The organism is Nonomuraea sp. JJY05 (assembly GCF_043496855.1).
In the GTDB taxonomy this organism is placed as follows: domain Bacteria; phylum Actinomycetota; class Actinomycetes; order Streptosporangiales; family Streptosporangiaceae; genus Nonomuraea.
Window position 1 is genome coordinate 124,517 of the sequence record NZ_JBIEIS010000004.1, and the last position, 18,847, is coordinate 143,363.

Genomic DNA, 18,847 nt, shown 5'->3' on the forward strand with positions numbered 1-18,847 from the left:
GCTCCTCGGGAGGGACTTTTCCGGCTACGTCCGCCAATCTCTCCCGGCACGGCACGCGCGCCTCGCAGGCGCGACCGTGGTTGACCCGAACGACACCAGTCCCACACCGTGGTGTGGGACTGGGAACAGGGGACTCACGCCCCGGTAGTGTGCAGGGCGGAGCAGGCTCCGGGACGCGGCGGGACGACCGTGATCAGGTAGCGGTCGATCTGCTTCTCCACGCAGCTCGAACCCCCGCTGTACGCGGTGTGCCCGTCGGCGTCGTTGGTCAGCAGCACGCCCTTCGACAGCTGCGACGCCAGCGCCTTCGCCAGGCCGTACGGCGTGGCCGGGTCGCGGGTCGTGCCCACCACCACGATCGGCGGCGAGCCCTGGGCCCGCACCTTCTTGGTGAACCTGGTGCCCTTGACCGGCCAGTACGGGCAGCGCGACTCGGGGTGGTCGAGGCAGCTGATCGCCATGAGGGCCTCGTACCGGTTGTCGTAGCTGCCGTCGGCCCGCCGGCCGTTGTAGTTGTCGGCGAGCAGCAGCAGCTTCGTGCCGTCGCCCTTGAACGCGTCAGCCAGCGCGACCCGCAGCGTCGGCCAGTAGGCCACCGCGTAGAGGGCGTTCATCACGCCGGTCCGCACGACGGCCTCGCTGACCTGCCGGCCGTCGTAGGTGTTGCGCAACGGCGCCCGGTCGGCCCGCTTGTAGAGGACGTCCAGCCGCTTCCACGCCGCGCTGACGGAGTGCTTCCTGAACGGGCAGCCCTTGGCCTTGAAGCAGTCGCGCATGAACGACTCGGTCGCCACCTGGAAGCCCTTGGCCTGCGACTGGGCGAACTCGACGCCGGTCTGGTCCGGGTTCTCGGCGCCGTCGAGCACCATGGCGCGGATCCTCGTGGGGAACAGGTCGGCGTACCTGGCGCCGAGGTAGGTGCCGTACGACCAGCCGAGGTAGGTCAGCCGCCGCTCGCCCAGCGCGGCCCGCATCACGTCCATGTCCCTGGCGGACTCGCCGGTGCCGACGTGCGCGAGGAGCTGCTTGCCCGCGTTCGTCGCGCAGGCGCCGGCGAACGCCTTGGCCCACTGCTTGGACTGCTTGACCTCGGTGCGGTTGTCGGGCGTCGGGTCGGTGGCGAAGAGCGCGTCGAGGCCGAGCGTGCCGAGGCAGCGCACGGGAGCCGACGCGCCCACGCCGCGCGGGTCGAAGCTGACCACGTCGAACCGCTGCCTGAGAGAAGGGGACACAACGGTCTTGGCGGCTTTCAACGAATCGACGCCGGAGATGCCCGGCCCGCCGAAGTTGAGCACGATCGACCCGATCTTCTTTCCGGTGGCCCGCAGCCGGACCAGGCTGATCTTGATCTGCCTGCCGCCGGGCTTCGAATAGTCGAGCGGGACCCGCAATTTCCCGCATTCATATCCGTTGCCGCAGGAGGACCAGGCCACCCGCTGACCGTAATAAGCGTCGAGCCCGCCGGGCTCCGCCGCCCGCGCCGGCCCGGCGAGACCGGCGGCGGCGATCAAGCCTGCGATGGCGGGCGAAATGATGGTGATTAGACGTCGCATGAATAAAACGTGAATGTGAAAGCTTGCGGCGCCCTTTAAGAGTGCTGGAATAGATCCTTTGCAAGCGCGAGGTAATCGCTGGGTAGTGCTCGGGCGCCGGATGGCGCCGATTCCGCGTCAGGCGCGGGGACGGGTCGTACCGAACTCCGCCATCCCGGCTCCCCTTCCCATGCGCGCGCCGTACCCTCGTGATCTGCGCGCAAACCGGGGCCGGGCCGTGAGGGCTTCCCGCTACGGTTGCGCGCGTGGGAATCGTGTGGCGAGGGGAGCGGGGCGATGGCTGAGCCGCCACGGGTGCCGCCGGAGATGTTCCGGTTCGCCACCACCGACCGGGCAGACCTGAACACCGCGGTCCTCTACGCCTTCGGCGAGGCGAACGAGCGGCTGGAGTCGGCGCTCACCGTGGAGGCGGTGCGGGAGCGGCTGCGGGCGGTGGGCTGGTACGCCCCGGTCGGCGAGCAGGAGCTGACCGCGACGCTCAAGCAGCTCGCGGGGTGGGGGCTGCTCGACGTCATCTTCAACCACGCCGGGAGCTTCCCCACCGCCGAGGAGTACGAGCGCAAGAACCTGCGGTATTCGCTGACCAGGCGGGGCGAGGCGGCCTTCGCCGGCGTGCGGCACGCGACGGCGACGCTGACCTCCGTTGGAGCGTTGCAGACAGCGGTGCTCGACGCCATCGCCGACCGGCTGGGGGAGCTGGAGTCGCTGCTGCGCGATCCGGATCCCGGGCGCAACCGGCGCATCTTCGCGAGCCTGCGGGAGCTCGAAGGCCACCTCGACGGGCTGCGCGACAACACCAGGCGGTTCAACGGCGAGCTGCAGCGGTTGCTGCGCGTCGAGGGCACCGACCTCGCCACGTTCCACGAGGTCAAGGGTGCCACCGTGGCCTACCTGCAGGAGTTCGTGACCGATCTGGAGCAGCGCGGCGACACCATCGCGGCCGCCCTGCGCGCGGTGGCCGGGCACGGGGTCGCCGTGCTGCACGCCCGCGCGCTCGACGGGGCCGACCTGCCGAAGGCGCCGGGCACGGATCACGTCACGTCGTGGCTGGCGGCGCGGGCGGCCAGGTGGGAGGGCCTGTGCCTGTGGTTCGCACCCGAGGAGGGGCCGGACGACGGGCGGGCCGACGGGCCGGACGACCGGGCGGTGCCGCGGATCCGCCGGCTCCATGACGTGGCGCGGCGCGCCATCGTGTCGCTGCTGCAGGTGCTCGATCGGATCACCGACTCCCGCCGCCGCTCCTCCAGCGCCGCCGCCGACTTCCGCATGCTGGCCCGCTGGTTCGCGGGCGCCCCGAGCGAGGGCGACGCCCACCGGCTGTGGGACGCGGCGTTCGGGCTGGGCCCCGCCCGGCACGCGCACCTGGGGCACGCGGACGCGGAGCTGATCCCGGCCGGGGTGCCGTGGCGGGAGGCCGAGCCCGTGGAGGTGTCGGCGCTGCTGCGCTCGCGCGGGCGCACCGAGCGGATGGGACGCACGGGCAAGGTGCGTGACGTCGTCGCCCTGCGGGCCGAGCGCCGGGAGCGGGCCGGCAAGGAGCGGGCCGAGCTGGAGGCCGCCTGGTCGGCGCTGGCCACCACGGGGGCGACCCGGCTGTCGCAGCTGGGGGAGCTCGACCACGAGACGTTCGGGCGCCTGCTCGACCTGCTCGGCAGGGCACTGGTCGAGCGGCCCGACTCGACCGGGTTCAAACGGGCCGTGACCTCGGACGGGCGGGTGGAGATCGTGCTGCGGGCCCCCGAGGACGGTGCGGTGGCGGTGCTGCGTACCTCGGAGGGCTGGTTCCGCGGCCCCGACTACCTCATCGACGTGCGCACGCCGGCTCTCGGCCGGGCCTCCCTCAACGGCGGCGTGGGCGGCTCCCCCGCCTGCCACGAGCGGGCGGCGGGCGCATGAGCAGCCTGGCCAACCAGCTCGTCAGGGCCGAGAAGGAGGAGATCGCGCGGGCGATCAGGACCCTGCTCGGCAGGCCGCTCGTGTCCCTGCACGACGACGCCGCCGCCTTCGACCTGATCAGGAAGCGGCGGCAACCGCTCATCCAGTGGTTCGACTACTTCTGCGGCTGGCGGCTGGTCGTGGAGCCGCGCCAGGGGTACGCCCGCCTCGTCAAGGTCAGATCCGAGGCGAGCGCCACCCGGCCCGCCCGGCGCCGCCGCACCACCAGGGCCCCGTTCGACCGCCGCCGCTACACGCTGCTCTGCCTCTGCGCCGCCGAGCTGCTCACCTCGCCGGTCACCACGATCGGCATGCTCGCCCAGCGCGTGGTCCAGGCCGCCGCCGTGGAAGCGGGGGTGCCCGCCTTCGACCCGGTCAGGAGCGAGGAACGGGCCGCGTTCGTGGACGCGCTCAAACAGCTGGAGTACTACGGCGCGATCACGCCCATGGACGGCGCGACCGACTCCTACCTCGACGACGAGGACGCCAAGGTGCTCTACCGCGTCGACACCATCCGCGTGATCAGGCTCCTCGCCGCCCCCGTGCCCCCGTCCCGCATCGCCGCCGAGGGCGACGACCCCATGGACCGGGTGCTCGGCACGCTCACCACCGAGCCCCGCTATGGCGGCGACGAGCCGACCGAGACCCAGCGCAACCTGTGGGCCAGGCACTCCCTCATCCGCCGCCTCCTCGACGAGCCCGTCGTCTACCGCGACGAGCTGACCCCCGAGCAGTCGGCCTACGCCGACTCGCTCACCGGCCGCCGGATCATCCGCCGGGCCGCGGAGGAGGCCGGGTTCGTGCTGGAGGAACGGGCCGAGGGCTTCCTGCTCATCGACACCGACGCCACCGCCACGGACACCAAGTTCCCCGACGACGGCAGCCACGCCAAGGTGGCCGCCCTGCTCATGCTCGACCTGCTCGTCTCCTCCGGCCCCGTCAGGGCCGCCCGGATCGACGCCGAGGCCGCGGAGCTCCTGCGCCGCTTCCCGCAGTGGGCCAAGGCGTACCAGTCCGACGGCGGCGGGCCGCGGCTGGCCGCCGACGCGCTGGAGGTGCTCGAGCTGTTCGGGCTGGCCCGCCGCACGGGTGACCGGGTCGCCGCCCTGCCTGCCGCGGCCCGCTACCGGGTCGACCGCGGCACAGCCGTCCAGGAGGATTCATGACAGTCACGGAGCTCACCGCCGCACTCACCACTGGCACGCGCGCCGCGCAGGGCATGGACGCCCGCTGGGTTCCCGTACGCGCGGGGATCCTGAACGTGTGGCGCTACTACGACGAGGTGTTCGAGTTCCACCGGGGCAGGCTGCTGCTGCGTGGGCCCAACGGCAGCGGCAAGTCCAAGGTGCTGGAGCTGCTGCTCCCGTACGTGCTCGACGCCAGCCTGAAGCCGAGCAGGCTGTCCACGTTCGGCGGCACCGAGCGCACCATGCACTGGAACCTCATGGGCGAAGGCGCCGGCGGCACCACCCGGGTCGGCTACGTGTGGCTGGAGTTCCGGCATGCCGACGGGAGCTGGTTCACCTGCGGCGCCCGGCTCCAGGCCACCGTCCACACCAAGAACGTCACCGCCGTGTACTTCACGACCGAGGCCCGCGTCGACGCCCCCGACGGCATCCGGCTCACCGGCGAGGGCGGCCAGCCCCTGACCAAGGCCCAGCTCGCCGAGGAGCTCGGCACGTCGGGCCAGGTCCACGAGTCCGCCGACGCCTACCGCGCCGTCGTGCGCCGGACGCTCTACCGGGCGCTCAACGAGCAGCGCTACGACTCGCTCCTCACCGCCCTGCGCCAGCTGCGCACCCCCAAGCTCTCCGAACGCCTCGACCCGGGCCTGCTGTCCGACCTGCTGTCGAGCGCCCTGCCGCCGCTCGGCGAGGGGGAGATCCACGAGATCGCCGAGGGGTTCGAGCGGCTCGACCGCCGCCGGGAGGAGCTGCGGCTGCTCGAGCGCGACGTGGAGGAGGCCGACCGGCTGGCCGGCCGCCAGCGCGGCTACGCCCAGCGCGTCCTGCGCGCCGCCGCGGCCGCGGTGACGTCCGCGAACCACACCCTCGACTCGCTGGCGGCCGAGGCCAAGGCCAAGCGCGAGGCGCTCAAGGAGGTCGAGGGCGAGCTGAACACCACGACCGTGCGGCTCGGCGAGGAGGAGGCGCAGGAGCTGGCGCTGGCGGCGCAGATCGACGGCCTGAAGGAGAGCGAGGCGTACCGGGCGGGCTCCGAGCTGCACCGGCTCCGCACGGAGGCGCAGGCCGCCCACGAGACGGCCGCCCTGCTCCGCGACCAGGCGGGGACGGCGGCCCGCTCGGCCGCCGCCAAGCAGGAGCTGTCGGCGCTGGCCGAGGTCGCCGCCCGCACCGCCGCCGCGCTCGCGGAACGTTCCAGGACGCAGGCCCGCCACGCGGCCGAACGCGCCGGGCTGCTGGCCGCCCACGAGGAGTCCGACCGAGCCGGATCCGGCCAGGAGCCGGACGAGGGCGATCAGGGCGGCCGCGCGGCCGACGGTGCCGCCGACGGTGCCGCCGACGGTGCCGCCGACGGCGCGGGGGCCGTGCACCGGGCACGGGAGCTGCTGCGGGCCGCCGTCACCAGCCGCGCCGCCCAGATCCGGGCGGTACGCGCCGGAGCCGTCGAGCACCAGGAGGCGATCAACCGCCGCACCGCGGCCGAGCAGGACCGCGACCGCGCCCGCGACGACCTCGCCGCGGCGCAGGCCGCCCACGACGAGGCCGAGCGCCTGCGCGACGAGCGGGCCGCCAACCTGGCCGCCGCGCTGTCCGAATGGGCGGCCGGCTGCGCCCAGCTCAAGCTCGACGCGGACGACCTGGCGGGCCTGGCGGAGCGGTTCGAGCAGGCCGACGAGCTGGTGGGCGCCGCCCGTACGTCGGCGGCCGTCAAGCTGGCCGCCCGCGAGCAGCACCTGACCGGCCTGCGCGACAAGCTGCTGGCCGAGCGCGCCGAGCTGACCCGCGAACGCGAACGCCTCAACGACCGGACCGTCCTCGACCCGCCCGCCACGCACGCCCGCGACATGGCCGCCAGGCAGGCACGCCCGGGGGCCCCGCTGTGGCGGGCCGTGGCGTTCAGGTCGGGTCTCGACCCCGTCGCCCAGGCGGGCGTGGAGGCGGCGCTGGAGGCGGCGGGCCTGCTGGACCTGTGGCTGCGCCCGGACGGCGGGTTCGACGCGGGGGAGCACGACGCGTTCGCCGTGGCCGCGCTGGCCAAGCCCGCGCCCGGCTACAGCCTGGCCCACGTGCTGCTCACGGAGGCGGACTCCCCGGTCAAGGCCGACACGGTGCTGGCGGGCATCGCGTTCGCGCCCAGCGCGATCGGCGTCGACCACCCCGCCGTCGTCGGCGCCGACGGCACCTGGCGGCTCGGACCCGCCGCGGGCCGCTGGGTCAAGCCCGAACCCTCCTACATCGGCGCCACCGCCCGCGAGCGCGCCAGGCGCCGCCGCGTCGCCGAGCTGGACGACCGGCTCGGCGAGCTCGCGGGCACCGTCGCCGAGTGCGACCACCTGCTCGCCGTGGTCGACGCCGACCGCGACACGCTGGCCGCCGAGCTGCGGCGCCGGCCTGACAGGCGGCCGTACGCGGCCGCGCTCGACGCGCTCGACGGGGCGGTGAAGAAGGTCGCGCTGCTCGAGGACCAGCTCCGGGCCTGCGAGCAGCGCCTGCACGAGCGGGAGAAGGAGGTCGGCAGGTCACTGCGGCGGCTCACCGAGCTGGCCGCCGGCCACGCCCTGCCCACGGCGCCGCCCGCGCTCGACAACCTCGAGGAGGCCCTGCGCACGGCCGAGGCGACCGGCACCGCCTGGCACGACCGGCGCGCCGACGCCCGCGCCGCCGCGGAGCGCGCCGGGCACGCCGCCGAGACCGCGGGCGAATACCAGGACCTCGCCGTCAGGGCCGTCGAACGCGCCGAGGACGCCGCGGCGGGCGCCGTCACGCTGGCGGAGAAGCTCGCGGCGGTCGAGTCCACGGTCGGCGTCGAGCACCTGCGCGTGCTGGAGCGGCTCCAGGAGACGCAGGCCGCGTACCAGACCTGCCGCCGCCTCATCCGCTCGGTCAACGACGACCTGGCCCGGCTGCACGCCCGGCTCGGCGAGCTCAGGGGCGAGCTGGGCACCGTCGAGGACAAGCACGCCGAGGCGGGCCGGGTGCGGGACGAGGTGTCCGAACGCTTCCGCGGCCTGACGGCCGGGCACCTGGCGGCGGACGCGCGGGTGACGGTCGAGCTGGCGCGCGACGCCGGGGTGCGGGCCGTGCTGGTCTCGGCCAGGTCCGTCGCCGAGCAGCTCGCGGCGGTGCCGTACGAGCAGAAGAACATCAAGGAGGCGGAGGCGCGGCTGGGGGACGCCTTCCACCACGCCAGGGAGATCCTCGCCGACCGGGCGGACCTGGAGCTGACGCCCGACGAGGACGTCCAGCTGCTGACCGCCACCGTCGCCGGCGTCCGGGCGGGGGCCGCGGCCCTCAGCGAGGCGCTGCGCGAGGAGCGCGACGAGCGGCGCTCGGACATCACGGAGGCGGAGCGGGACCTGTTCGACCGGACGCTGGCCGGTGACACGCGGCGGCACCTCGCCGACCGGATCCGGCAGGCGACCGCGCTGGTGGAGGGCATGAACCAGCGCCTCGAACGCGTCCGCACCGCCTCCCGGGTGGCCGTCCGGCTGGTGTGGCAGGTCGATCCCACCCAGTCGCCCGGTACCCGGGCCGCCCGCGACCTGCTGCTGCGCGACCCTGCCGGGCTGGACGAGGCCGACAGGGAGGCCCTGTACGCCTTCTTCAGGGACCGGGTGGAGGAGGCGCGGGCCGACAACTCCTCGGCGAGCTGGGAGGACCAGCTCATGAAGGTGCTCGACTACACGGCCTGGCACCGGTTCGTGGTCAGGCTGGACCGCGGCGACGGGCAGGGCTGGCAGGACCTCACCAGGAAGCTGCACGGGGCGCTGTCCGGAGGGGAGAAGGCGATCGCGCTGCACCTGCCGCTGTTCGCCGCGGTGGCCGCGCACTACCAGAGCGATCCGGGCTGCCCCCGGTTCATCCTGCTGGACGAGGTGTTCGTGGGTGTGGACAAGACGAACCGGGGGCAGGTGTTCGACCTGCTGGTGAGCCTGGGGCTGGACCTGGTGCTCACGTCCGACCACGAGTGGTGCGAGTACCGCGAGCTCGACGGGATCGCCGTCCACCAGCTCATCACCGGCGACGGGGACGACGCGGTGACGACCGCCCGCTTCGTCTGGAACGGCTACCGGACGGTCCCGACGGAATGATCACACGCTCCGGGGCGGGTTGGCGCCCGCGACCGAGCACGTCAGCGCCGACACCCTGACCGCGAGCTCGGCCGCCTCCACCGCCGTCTCCAGGTCCAGGCCGTCCAGACGGCCTCCCAGGAGGCCCTTGGCGGCGAGGCTGTGCAGCAGGCCCGCCGTGAAGGAGTCGCCCGCGCCGACCGTGTCCACCACGTCCACCTTCGGCGCCGGGACCGACGCCCGCTCGCCGTCCAGGGACACCAGCGCGCCCGCCGCGCCCCTCGTGATGACGATCAGCCGGGCGCCGGCGGCGTGCCAGGTGTCGCAGGCGCCTTCCAGCGGCACCCCGGGCAGCAGGAAGTCCAGGTCGTCCGCGCTGAGCTTGAGGATGTCGGTCCACTCGCACCAGCGCGACACCGGGTAGTCGGCCAGGGAGGCGAGGCTGGGGCGGACGTTCGGGTCGATCGAGATCGTGGCGCGCCCGGCGGCCTCCCGCGCGAACGCCTCCACCGCCGTCCGGCCCGGCTCCCTGGCCAGGGCCAGCGATCCGGTGTGCAGGCAGGCGGCCGGGCCGAGGCGGTCCGGGCCCAGCTCGTACGGGGTCCACTGCCAGTCGGCGGTGCCGTCGGCGTAGAAGGTGTACTCCGCCTGGCCGCCCGCGTCGAGGGCGGCGACGGCGAGCGTGCTGGGTTCCGCGGCGTCGACGGAGGCCGAGAGGTCGACGCCCGAGGCGGTGAGGTGGCGGCGGAACAGCTCGCCGAACACGTCGCCGGAGATGCGGCCGAGGAAGCGCGTGGGAGTGCCGAGCCGGGCCAGCGCCACCGCGGTGTTCGCGGGCCCGCCGCCCGGCAGCACCCGCAACGCCAGCTCCACCCCCTCATCGCCCTGCCCGGTCGGGGCGGCGGGGGGCTGGTCGCCAGGGGCACGGGTGGTGAAGCCGTCGGCGACGCACTCGCCCAGGACAGCGATCATCGAGCCTGCCTTTCAGGCACGTTGCCGATTTGTTACGGCATGAGGGCATTGACGTTTCTCGGATGGGAGTCCATCATCGCAGCACAGCGGATGTCAACGTTGACATATGTCAACGATGACATCGGGTCCCCCCTGATAGGAACCGCCCATGAATGCAAAGATCTCGGCCGGACTCCTGGTCACCGCCCTTCTCGTCACCGGATGTGGCGGCGGGGGCGGAGGCGGCGGGCAGAGCGCCTCCGCGACGCCCAAGGTCGGCCTCATCACCAAGACCGAGACGAACCCGTTCTTCGTGAAAATGAAGGAGGGCGCCCAGAAGTCGGCCCAGGCCAACGGCATGGAGCTGATGACCGCCGCCGGCAAGTTCGACGGCGACAACGCCTCCCAGATCACCGCCGTCGAGAACATGGTCGCCGCCGGTGTGAAGGGCATCCTCATCACGCCGAGCGACACCAAGGCCATCGTGCCCGCCGTCAAGAAGGCCCGCGACGCGGGCGTGCTCGTCATCGCCCTGGACACGCCGACGGACCCGCAGGACGCCACGGACGCGCTGTTCGCCACCGACAACCTCAAGGCCGGCGAGCTGATCGGCCAGTACGCCAAGGCCGCCATGGCCGGCAAGCCCGCCAAGATCGCCACCCTCGACCTGGCCCCCGGCATCACCGTCGGCCAGCTCCGGCACGACGGCTTCCTGAAGGGGTACGGGATCGCGGAGGGCGACCCGTCCATCGTCTGCTCCCAGGACACCAGGGGCGACCAGTCCAAGGGACAGACCGCCATGGAGAACTGCCTGCAGAAGGCCCCCGACATCAACCTCGTCTACACGATCAACGAGCCCGCGGCGCTGGGCGCGTACACGGCGCTGAAGGCCAAGGGCCGCGAGAAGGACGTGCTGATCGTCTCCGTGGACGGCGGCTGCACCGGCGTCAAGGCCGTGAAGTCGGGTGAGATCGCCGCCACGAGCCAGCAGTACCCGCTGAAGATGGCCGAGGACGGCGTCAAGGCGGTGTCGGAGTTCGCCAAGACCGGCAAGAAGGCCTCCGGCTACACCGACACCGGCGTCACCCTGATCACCGACAAGTCCGTCTCCGGCGTCGAGGCCAAGGACACGGCCTTCGGCCTGGCGAACTGCTGGGGCTGACATGGCCGTCATGGAAGCGACGCTGCCGCGCCGCCTGATCTCGACCCCCGTCGCGGGCCCGCTGGCCGCGCTCGTCCTGGCCTGCGTGTTCTTCGGGCTCAGGACCGACCAGTTCTTCACCGGCCCGAACTTCTCGCTGATCATCCAGCAGGTCATGGTGGTCGGCACGCTGGCCATCGGCCAGACGCTGATCATCCTGACCGCGGGCATCGACCTGTCCAACGGCGCGATCATGGCGTTCGGCGGCATCGTGATGACCAAGCTGGCCGTGGACAGCGGCCTGCCGCCGGTCCTCGCGATCGCCGCCGGGCTCGCCGTCTGCTCGCTGTTCGGGCTGGTCAACGGGTTGCTGGTGACACGGATCTCGTTGCCGCCGTTCATCGTGACGCTCGGCATGCTGAACGTGGTCTTCGCCCTGACCCACATCTACTCCGACGAGCAGACGGTCACCGACCTGCCGCCGGTGCTGACGTTCCTCGGCCAGACGTTCCAGGTCGGTCAGACGAACGTCACCTACGGCTCGCTGCTGACGATCCTGCTGTTCCTGCTGTTCGCGTACCTGCTCGGCTCCACGGCGTGGGGCCGCCACGTGTACGCGCTCGGCAACAGCCCCGAGGTGGCCCGCCTGACCGGCATCAGGACGCGCCGGCTGACCATCGGCGTCTACACGCTGGCCGGCTTCGTGTACGGCATCGCCGCCCTGCTGCTGGTCTCGCGTACCGGAGTGGGCGACCCGCAGGCCGGCCAGACCGACAACCTGGACAGCATCACCGCGGTCGTCCTGGGCGGGACGAGCCTGTTCGGCGGCCGCGGCCTGGTGATCGGCACGCTGGTCGGAGCGCTCATCGTGGGGGTGTTCCGCAACGGGCTGCAGCTGATGGGCGTACCGTCGATCTACCAGACGCTCATCACCGGCATCCTGGTGATCCTCGCCGTCGCCGTCGACCAGCTCTCCCGCAGGAGGAACCGATGACGACCCCCGTGCTCCAGGCTCGCGGCCTGGTGAAGCGTTACGGCCACGTGACCGCGCTCGACGGCGCCGACTTCGACCTGATGCCCGGCGAGGTGCTCGCCGTCATCGGCGACAACGGCGCCGGCAAGACCAGCCTCATCAAGGCGCTCACGGGCGCGCTCCAGCCCGACACCGGCGAGATCCTGCTCGACGGCAAGCCGGTGCGCTTCCGCGACCCGCTGGAGGCGCGCCGGCAGGGCATCGAGACCGTCTACCAGGACCTCGCGGTGGCGGCCTCGCTCGACATCGCCACGAACATGTTCCTCGGCCGCGAGATCCGCAAGCCCGGCATCCTCGGCAGCGTCTTCCGTATGCTCGACAAGAAGCGCATGCGCGAGGAGTCCGCCCGGCACATGGCCGAGCTCAAGATCGGGCTGCGCTCGCTCACCCAGCCGGTCGAGTCGCTGTCCGGCGGCCAGCGGCAGGGCGTGGCCGTGGCCAGGGCGGTCGCGTGGGCCACGCACGTCGTGGTCATGGACGAGCCCACGGCCGCGCTCGGCGTCAAGGAGTCCGGCCAGGTGCTCGACATGATCAAGCGGGTCCGCGACGGGGGCACGCCGGTCGTGCTGATCAGCCACAACATGCCGCACGTCTTCGAGATCGCCGACCGCATCCACGTCCAGCGCCTCGGCCGCCGGGTCGCCCAGATCAAGCCGGGCGACCACAGCATGGCCGAGGTGGTGGCCATCATGACCGGCGCCCTCCAGGTCTCGGACGGCAAGGCGGTGGTGGCGGATCAGGGCGCGGCGGAGGCGATCGGGTTGTCCTGATGAGCGGCCACTAACATGGGCGCAATGCGGCGTCCGACGATGACAGATGTGGCGCGTGAGGTCGGCGTCACGGCGAAGACGGTCTCGCGGGTGCTCAACGACGACGGCCCGGTCGCCGTCGAGACCCGCGAGCGCGTCATGGCGGCCGTCAGGAAGCTGGGCTACCAGCCCAACCTGATGGCCCGCAACATGCGGGTCGGCGCGCGCGACGCCGCGATCGGCCTGGTCATCCCCGAGATGGGCAACCCGTTCTTCGGCACGGTCGCGGGCGGCATCGAGAGCGCCATCCGCGCCCGCGGCCTCACCCTCATCGTCGGCAACTCCAGCGAGACCGCCGACCTGGAGCAGTCGCTGATCGCGACGTTCCTGGCCCGAAGGGTGAGCGCTCTCATGGTGGTCCCCTCGGCCACCAGCGACCACCGCCACCTGCGCAACGAGCGCGTGGCGGGCCTGCCCATCGTCTTCCTCGACCGGCCGGCCGTCGGCCTGACCGCCGACAGCGTGGTCAGCGCCAACCGGGAGGGCGCCAGGGCCGGCGTCGCCCACCTGATCGCCCACGGCCACCGCAGGATCGGCTTCGTCGGCGACGTGCCGGCCACCCTCTACACGCGCCGCGAACGCTTCCAGGGCTACCGCGACGCGCTCGAAGGCGCGGGGCTGCCGTTCGACCGGAGCCTGGTGGAGACGGGTCACGACCAGGAGGCCGCGGCCCACGCCGCGATGCGGCTGTTAGCCCTCGACGATCCGCCGACCGCCCTGTTCGCGGGCAACAACCTGGCCTCCACGGGCGCGGTGGTGGCGCTGTCGCGGGCCCGCCGCAGGGACGTGGCGCTGGTGGGCTTCGACGACCTGCCCCTGGCCGAGTGCCTGGACCCGCCGCTGACGGTCGTGGCCCAGGACCCGGCGCGGATGGGGGCCGCGGCGGCCGAGCAGGTGCTGGCGCGGCTGGACGGCGACCGTTCCAAGGCCCGCAGGACGCTGGTGCCCACCCGGCTGGTCGTCCGGGGCTCGGGCGAGCTGCCCGCCCCGGATAGCTAGCGGGGGTAGGCGCCGCCGTCCAGGCTGAGGACCTGGCTGGTCAGGTAGCCGTTGCGCAGGACGGCCAGGGCCAGGTCGGCGACCTCCTCCGGCCGCCCGAAGCGGCCGACCGGGAGGTGGCTCGGGCTCGCCGTGGCCGGGAGCATCGCGGTGTCCTCGATCAGGGCGGGCGCCAGGGCATTGACCGTCACGCCGTGCGAGGCCACCCGGGCGGCCAGGAAGTGCAGCATGCCGTGCAGGGCCGCCTTGGACGCGGCGTAGTGGGGGCCGACGATGCCGCCGGTGAAGGCCGCGATCGACGACATGAACAGCACCCGCCCGTACCCCCGCGCCGCCATCCCCGGCAGCGCCTGCTGCGCCAGCAGGAACGGCGCGCGCAGATTGACCGCCATCGTGCGGTCCCACGTCACCGCGTCCACCGCCGTGTACTCCTGCTGGATGGCATAGCCGGCGTTGGAGATCAGCAGGTCGACGGGGCCGAGCGCGTCGGCCGTGGCGCGCAGCAGGGCGACCGGGACCTGCGGGTCGGCCAGGTCGCCCGGGAGGGCGATCGCGTCCACACCGGCGGCCCGCGCCTGCGCCACCAGGTCGTCGGCGTGCTCGGAGCGGGTGCCGTACGTGAAGGCGGTCCTTACTCCCGCGGCGACGAGGCGGCGTCCGATCGCCTGCCCGATGCCGCCCGACGCGCCGGTCAGCAGGGCCACGCGGCCAGTGAGTTGGGTCATGTCACCCAGTCTTCCCCGTGACAGAGACGTTGACGGCACGTTGGAAAGGGGAGTTTCCGTACGTCTTCCACTGTGTGCTCACGCGTAACTCGCGGTCCACCTGGGCGGTCTACGGTGCGCGCATGAGAATGCGCAGGTTACTCGCGAGTGTGCTGGCCGGAGCCGTCGCCGGCGGTACGGTCGCCGTCGTGCTGACCCAGACGACTCCCGCCACGGCCGAGCGCCGCGGCCACGCGCCCATCGTGATCGGCCACCGGGGCGCGAGCGCCCACCGGCCCGAGCACACGCTCCTGTCGTACGAGACCGCCATCGCCATGGGCGCCGACTACATCGAGCCCGACCTCGTCTCGACCAAGGACCACGTGCTGGTCGCCAGGCACGAGAACGAGATCTCCGGGACGACCGACGTGGCCGCGCACCCCGAGTTCGCCGGCCGGCGCACCACCAAGACCGTGGACGGCCGGGCGATCACCGGCTGGTTCACCGAGGACTTCACGCTGGCCGAGCTGAAGACGCTGCGCGCCAAGGAACGCGTTCCCGACCTGCGGCCGGACAACACCGCCTTCGACGGGCTGCCGGAGATCCCGACGTTCGAGGAGGTCGTGAGGCTGGCGCAGGAGCACGGCGTCGGCGTCTACCCCGAGACCAAGCACCCGACGTACTTCGACTCCATCGGCCTGTCGCTGGAGGAGCCGCTGCTGGAGGTGCTCGACCGGTATCGCGTGCGCAAGGCGTACATCCAGTCCTTCGAGACCGCCAACCTGCGCGAGCTGCGCGGCAGGACCCGCCTGCCGCTGATCCAGCTGATCACGTTCGGGGGAGCGCCGTACGACTGGGTCGCCTCCGGCAGCACCCGCACGTACGACGACATGGTCAAGCCGGACGGGCTGCGCGAGGTGGCCTCGTACGCGAACGGGATCGGGGTGGACACCCGGCGCGTGGTGCCCCAGGACGCCTCGGGCAAGACCCTCGAACCCACCACGCTGATCGCCGACGCGCACCGGCGCCGGCTGGACGTGCACGTCTGGACGGTACGGAACGAGAACTCGCAGCTGCCCGCCGACTACCGGCTCGGCAACCCGGCCAGTCCCGTCTACCCCCGGGCCACCGGGAACGTGATGGGATGGCTGTCGAAGCTGATCGACCTGGGGATCGACGGGGCCTTCTGCGACGACCCGGCCATGGGCAGGGCCGTGGTGAGCGGACGGCAGGCGTAGGGACGCGTCGGGGCGTCGGCCCTATTCCCCACCGGATCAGTGGGTACATTGGTCCGGTGAGGAACGACCAGCACGGCCTGGCGATGACCGGGGCCGGCGCCGCCGCGGCGCGGCACTACGACCGCGCGATCGACGAACTGCTGCACCTGCGGGTGGAGGTCGCCACCGAGACCAAGGCGGCGCTGGCCGAGTCGCCCGACTTCCCGATGGGCAACGTCCTGAGCGCCTACCTCGGGCTGCTCACCACCGAGGCCGACGACGCGCGGAAGGCGCGGGCGCGCTTCGCCGCCTTCCGGGACAGGGCAGACGAGACGTCGCTGCTGCCCCGCGAGCGCGCCCACGTGGCGGCCGTGCAGGCGCTGCTCGACGGCGACTGGCTGACGTGCGGTCGGCTGCTCGGCGAGATCACCGTGGAGCACCCGCGCGACGCCCTGGCGCTGGTGGCCGGGCACCAGGTCGACTTCTTCACCGGCGACGCGCGCTCGCTGCGCGACCGGATCGGCGGGGCCCTCGGCGCCTGGCGGGAGGACGACCCGCACTTCGGGCACGTGCTGGGGATGTACGCCTTCGGCCTGGAGGAGGCGGGGCACTACGACCGGTCGGAGGAGGCCGGGCTGCGGGCCGTGGAGCTGAACGCGCGCGACGTGTGGGGCATTCACGCGGTCGTGCACACCTACGAGATGCAGGGGCGGTTCGGGGAGGGGGTGCGCTACCTCGACGCGCGGGTCCCCGACTGGTCGACTGGAACGTTCTTCAACATCCACAACTGGTGGCACTACTGCCTGTACGCGCTGGAGTCCGGTGACGAGGCGCGGGCGCTGGCGATCTACGACTCGGTGCTCGCGGGCGGGGAGACCTGCATGGAGCTGCTGGACGCCGCCGCCCTGCTCTGGCGGCTCCACCTGGAGGGCTCTGACCAGCACGAGCGCTGGCGCGCCCTGGCCGACGCGTGGCCGGTCAGGGTGGCCGAGCCGTTCTACGCGTTCAACGACATGCACGCGGTCATGTCGTACGTGGGCGCCGGGCGGGCCGGGGAGGCGGAGAAGCTGATCGCGACGCGGGAGGCGTACGTGCTGGAGCCGCGTCCGGGCGTCACCAACCGGGACATGACCCTCCGGGTGGGCCTGCCGGTGTGCCGCTCGCTGGTGGCCTTCGGGCGCGGCGACTACGACGCGGTCGTGGACCTGCTCTATCCGATCAGGCACCGGGTCAACGAGTTCGGGGGCAGCCACGCGCAGCGGGACGCCGTGCAGAAGACCCTGCTGGAGGCGGCCCTGCGGGCGGGGCGGCGGGACATCGCGCGGGTGCTGGTGAGCGAGCGCGTCAACGTCCGGCCGTGCAGCCCGTACAACTGGCTCAAGCAGGCCGCCCTCGCCGACGAGCTGGGCGAGCGGGGCGCCGCCGAGGCCGCCCGCCTGCGTGCCGGGGAGCTCGCCCGGAACGGCGGCCGGTCCTAGCCGGGAGCCGGCCCGGGACGGGCCTGATCGGGGAGCCGGCCCGGGATGGGGCGGCGTGGTGGGGGAGGCGGCCCGGAACGGCGGCCGATCCGGCCGGGGAACTGTCGGAGCCGGCGGGTAGTGTTTGCGGCCATGGAACGGCAACTCACCCTGATGGTCGTACACGCACACCCCGACGACGAATGCCTGAGCACCGGCGGCATCCTGGCCCGCTACTCCGACGAGGGCATTCGCACGGTCCTGGTCACCTGCACCAACGGCGAGCAGGGCGACGGCCAGGGCGGCGTGAAGCCGGGCGACGACGGCCACGACGACGCGGCGGTGGCCGAGCAGCGGCTGGCCGAGCTGCGCGAGTCGGTGTCCCACCTGGGCATCGACCACCTGGAGCTGCTCGGCTACCGAGACTCCGGCATGCAGGGCTGGGAGGCCAACGCCCACCCCGACGCGTTCGCCAACGTGCCGGTCGAGACGGCCGCCGCCAAGCTGAGCGCGTTGATGGAGCACTACCGGCCGCAGGTCGTGGTGACCTATGACGAGACCGGCGGTGGCGGTTACGGCCATCCCGACCACGTCCAGGCCCACCGCGTCACGGTGGCGGCCGTCGAGCAGACCGGCATTCCCGACAAGTTCTACTACACGGCCATGCCTCGCTCCGGCATCAAGCAGATGTTCGAGATGATGCGGGCCAACGGGGTCGACTTCGGCGACTTCCAGCCGTCCGACGACTTCGGCACCCCCGACGAGCGGGTCACCAGCGTCGTCGACATCGCGCCGTTCGTCGAGCGCAAGCTCAAGGCGCTCAGGGCGCACGAGAGCCAGGGGGAGAACATCTTCCTGCTGCGCATGCCCGAGGAGGTGCAGCAGCAGGCGTTCTCGCGCGAGGCGTTCGAGCGCAAGCTGTGCAAGGTGGACGCGCCCGACCATGAGGAGGACCTGTTCGCGGGACTGCGTGACGGCTAGCGTCCAGAACATTATTCTAAGCCCTATGGGCACCCTCGTCAGCTACCGGCTCAAGGACTCCGTCGCCACCATCACCATGGACGACGGCAAAGTGAACGCGATCTCGGTCCAGATGCTGACCGAGCTCGGCGCCGCCCTCGACCGGGCGGCCGCCGACTCGGCGATCGTGCTGCTGGAGGGCCGGGAGGGAGTCTTCTCGGCCGGGTTCGACCTGAAGGCGCTCGCAGCGGGCGGCGAGGGAGCCCTGGCGATGGTGCGGGGCGGCTTCGAGCTGGCGGCCCGGCTGCTGTCTTTCCCGACGCCCGTGGTGGCCGCGTGCACGGGACACGCGGTGGCGATGGGCGCGTTCCTGCTGCTGTCGGCCGACTACCGGGTGGGCGCGGCCGGGCCGTACCGGCTGGTGGCCAACGAGGTGGCGATGGGCATCACGATGCCGTACGCGGCGGTGGAGATCCTCCGGCAGCGGCTGACGCCCGCCTGCTTCACGCGGGCGGTGCTGCTGGCCGAGCCGTTCTCACCCGACGACGGGGTGGCGGCCGGGTTCCTGGACCGGGTGGCGGAGCCGGCTCGGGTGTCCGACGTCGCCCGCGAGACGGCCGAGGCGCTGACAGCCCTCAACATGAGGGCACACGCGGCTACCAAGGCACGGGCCCGGCGGCAGACGCTGGAGGCGATGCGAGCCGGGATCGCCGAGGAGTTCGGCCCGGGCGCGAGCTGGCCGCCGGCGTAACCGGGCACCTGCCGCCTGGCCTTCGGCGTGGCCGGGGCGCCTGCCGCACGCTGGCGTAGCGGGACGCCTGCCGCATGGCCGCT

The 18,847-nt window shown here is 72.7% G+C and carries 14 protein-coding genes; 11 read left to right on the plus strand and 3 right to left on the minus strand.

From position 1 onward, the window contains the following. Positions 1-134: 134 nt before the first annotated feature. Positions 135-1,553 (minus strand): alpha/beta hydrolase, encoded by a 1,419-nt coding sequence (locus tag ACFKCF_RS06665; RefSeq protein ID WP_394491703.1) that lies wholly within the window; start codon positions 1,551-1,553, stop codon positions 135-137. Positions 1,554-1,829: 276 nt separating this feature from the next. Between ACFKCF_RS06665 and ACFKCF_RS06670 the strand changes: the two genes are divergently transcribed. The 3 genes from ACFKCF_RS06670 to ACFKCF_RS06680 are packed head-to-tail and all read left to right on the plus strand — an operon-like array spanning position 1,830 to position 8,763. Continuing rightward, on the plus strand, positions 1,830-3,449 hold the full coding sequence (locus ACFKCF_RS06670) for a TIGR02677 family protein (protein WP_394491705.1): 1,620 nt from the start codon (positions 1,830-1,832) through the stop codon (positions 3,447-3,449). Beyond that, a complete protein-coding gene (locus ACFKCF_RS06675; RefSeq protein ID WP_394491707.1) occupies positions 3,446-4,654 on the plus strand; it encodes a TIGR02678 family protein in 1,209 nt (402 codons plus the stop codon). Before ACFKCF_RS06670 ends, ACFKCF_RS06675 begins: the two co-directional genes overlap by 4 nt. Continuing rightward, complete coding sequence (locus ACFKCF_RS06680) at positions 4,651-8,763, plus strand: TIGR02680 family protein (RefSeq protein WP_394491709.1); 4,113 nt, start codon at positions 4,651-4,653, stop codon at positions 8,761-8,763. The genes ACFKCF_RS06675 and ACFKCF_RS06680 overlap by 4 nt, the downstream gene beginning before the upstream one ends. On the opposite strand, the gene ACFKCF_RS06685 is transcribed toward ACFKCF_RS06680, so the two are convergent. Further along, entirely contained in the window at positions 8,764-9,714 is a 951-nt protein-coding gene (locus ACFKCF_RS06685) for a carbohydrate kinase (protein ID WP_394491711.1), read from the minus strand. It lies immediately after the preceding gene. Positions 9,715-9,862: 148 nt separating this feature from the next. On the opposite strand from ACFKCF_RS06685, the gene ACFKCF_RS06690 reads away from it, so the two are divergent. From ACFKCF_RS06690 to ACFKCF_RS06705, 4 genes are read left to right on the plus strand one after another with little or no spacing between them, the layout of a single operon-like run. Further along, the gene (locus ACFKCF_RS06690; RefSeq protein WP_394491714.1) at positions 9,863-10,855 is read left to right on the plus strand and encodes a sugar ABC transporter substrate-binding protein; all 993 of its coding nucleotides are present in this window, start codon (positions 9,863-9,865) and stop codon (positions 10,853-10,855) included. A gap of 10 nt (positions 10,856-10,865) precedes the next feature. Continuing rightward, positions 10,866-11,828: an ABC transporter permease gene (locus ACFKCF_RS06695; protein ID WP_394491716.1), complete on the plus strand. Its 963-nt coding sequence runs from the start codon at positions 10,866-10,868 to the stop codon at positions 11,826-11,828. After that, entirely contained in the window at positions 11,825-12,637 is an 813-nt protein-coding gene (locus tag ACFKCF_RS06700; RefSeq protein ID WP_394491718.1) for an ATP-binding cassette domain-containing protein, read from the plus strand. Before ACFKCF_RS06695 ends, ACFKCF_RS06700 begins: the two co-directional genes overlap by 4 nt. 24 nt (positions 12,638-12,661) lie before the next feature. Beyond that, positions 12,662-13,675 carry a LacI family DNA-binding transcriptional regulator gene (locus ACFKCF_RS06705; protein WP_394491720.1) on the plus strand — a complete coding sequence of 338 codons (1,014 nt, stop codon included), beginning with the start codon at positions 12,662-12,664 and terminating at the stop codon, positions 13,673-13,675. Here ACFKCF_RS06705 and ACFKCF_RS06710 read toward each other — a convergent pair. Further along, the gene (locus tag ACFKCF_RS06710; protein ID WP_394491722.1) at positions 13,672-14,400 is read right to left on the minus strand and encodes an SDR family NAD(P)-dependent oxidoreductase; all 729 of its coding nucleotides are present in this window, start codon (positions 14,398-14,400) and stop codon (positions 13,672-13,674) included. The genes ACFKCF_RS06705 and ACFKCF_RS06710 overlap by 4 nt on opposite strands. Before the next feature lie 122 nt (positions 14,401-14,522). Here ACFKCF_RS06710 and ACFKCF_RS06715 point away from each other — a divergent pair, with 122 nt between their 5' ends. From ACFKCF_RS06715 to ACFKCF_RS06730, 4 genes are all read left to right on the plus strand, one after another. Next, positions 14,523-15,617: a glycerophosphodiester phosphodiesterase gene (locus ACFKCF_RS06715; RefSeq protein ID WP_394491724.1), complete on the plus strand. Its 1,095-nt coding sequence runs from the start codon at positions 14,523-14,525 to the stop codon at positions 15,615-15,617. Positions 15,618-15,673: 56 nt separating this feature from the next. Continuing rightward, positions 15,674-17,074: a tetratricopeptide repeat protein gene (locus ACFKCF_RS06720; RefSeq protein ID WP_394491726.1), complete on the plus strand. Its 1,401-nt coding sequence runs from the start codon at positions 15,674-15,676 to the stop codon at positions 17,072-17,074. A gap of 132 nt (positions 17,075-17,206) precedes the next feature. Further along, positions 17,207-18,034, plus strand: a complete 828-nt coding sequence (locus ACFKCF_RS06725; RefSeq protein ID WP_394491728.1) for a PIG-L family deacetylase — start codon at positions 17,207-17,209, stop codon at positions 18,032-18,034. A gap of 25 nt (positions 18,035-18,059) precedes the next feature. Next, a complete protein-coding gene (locus tag ACFKCF_RS06730) occupies positions 18,060-18,764 on the plus strand; it encodes a crotonase/enoyl-CoA hydratase family protein (protein ID WP_394491730.1) in 705 nt (234 codons plus the stop codon). Positions 18,765-18,847: the final 83 nt, after the last annotated feature.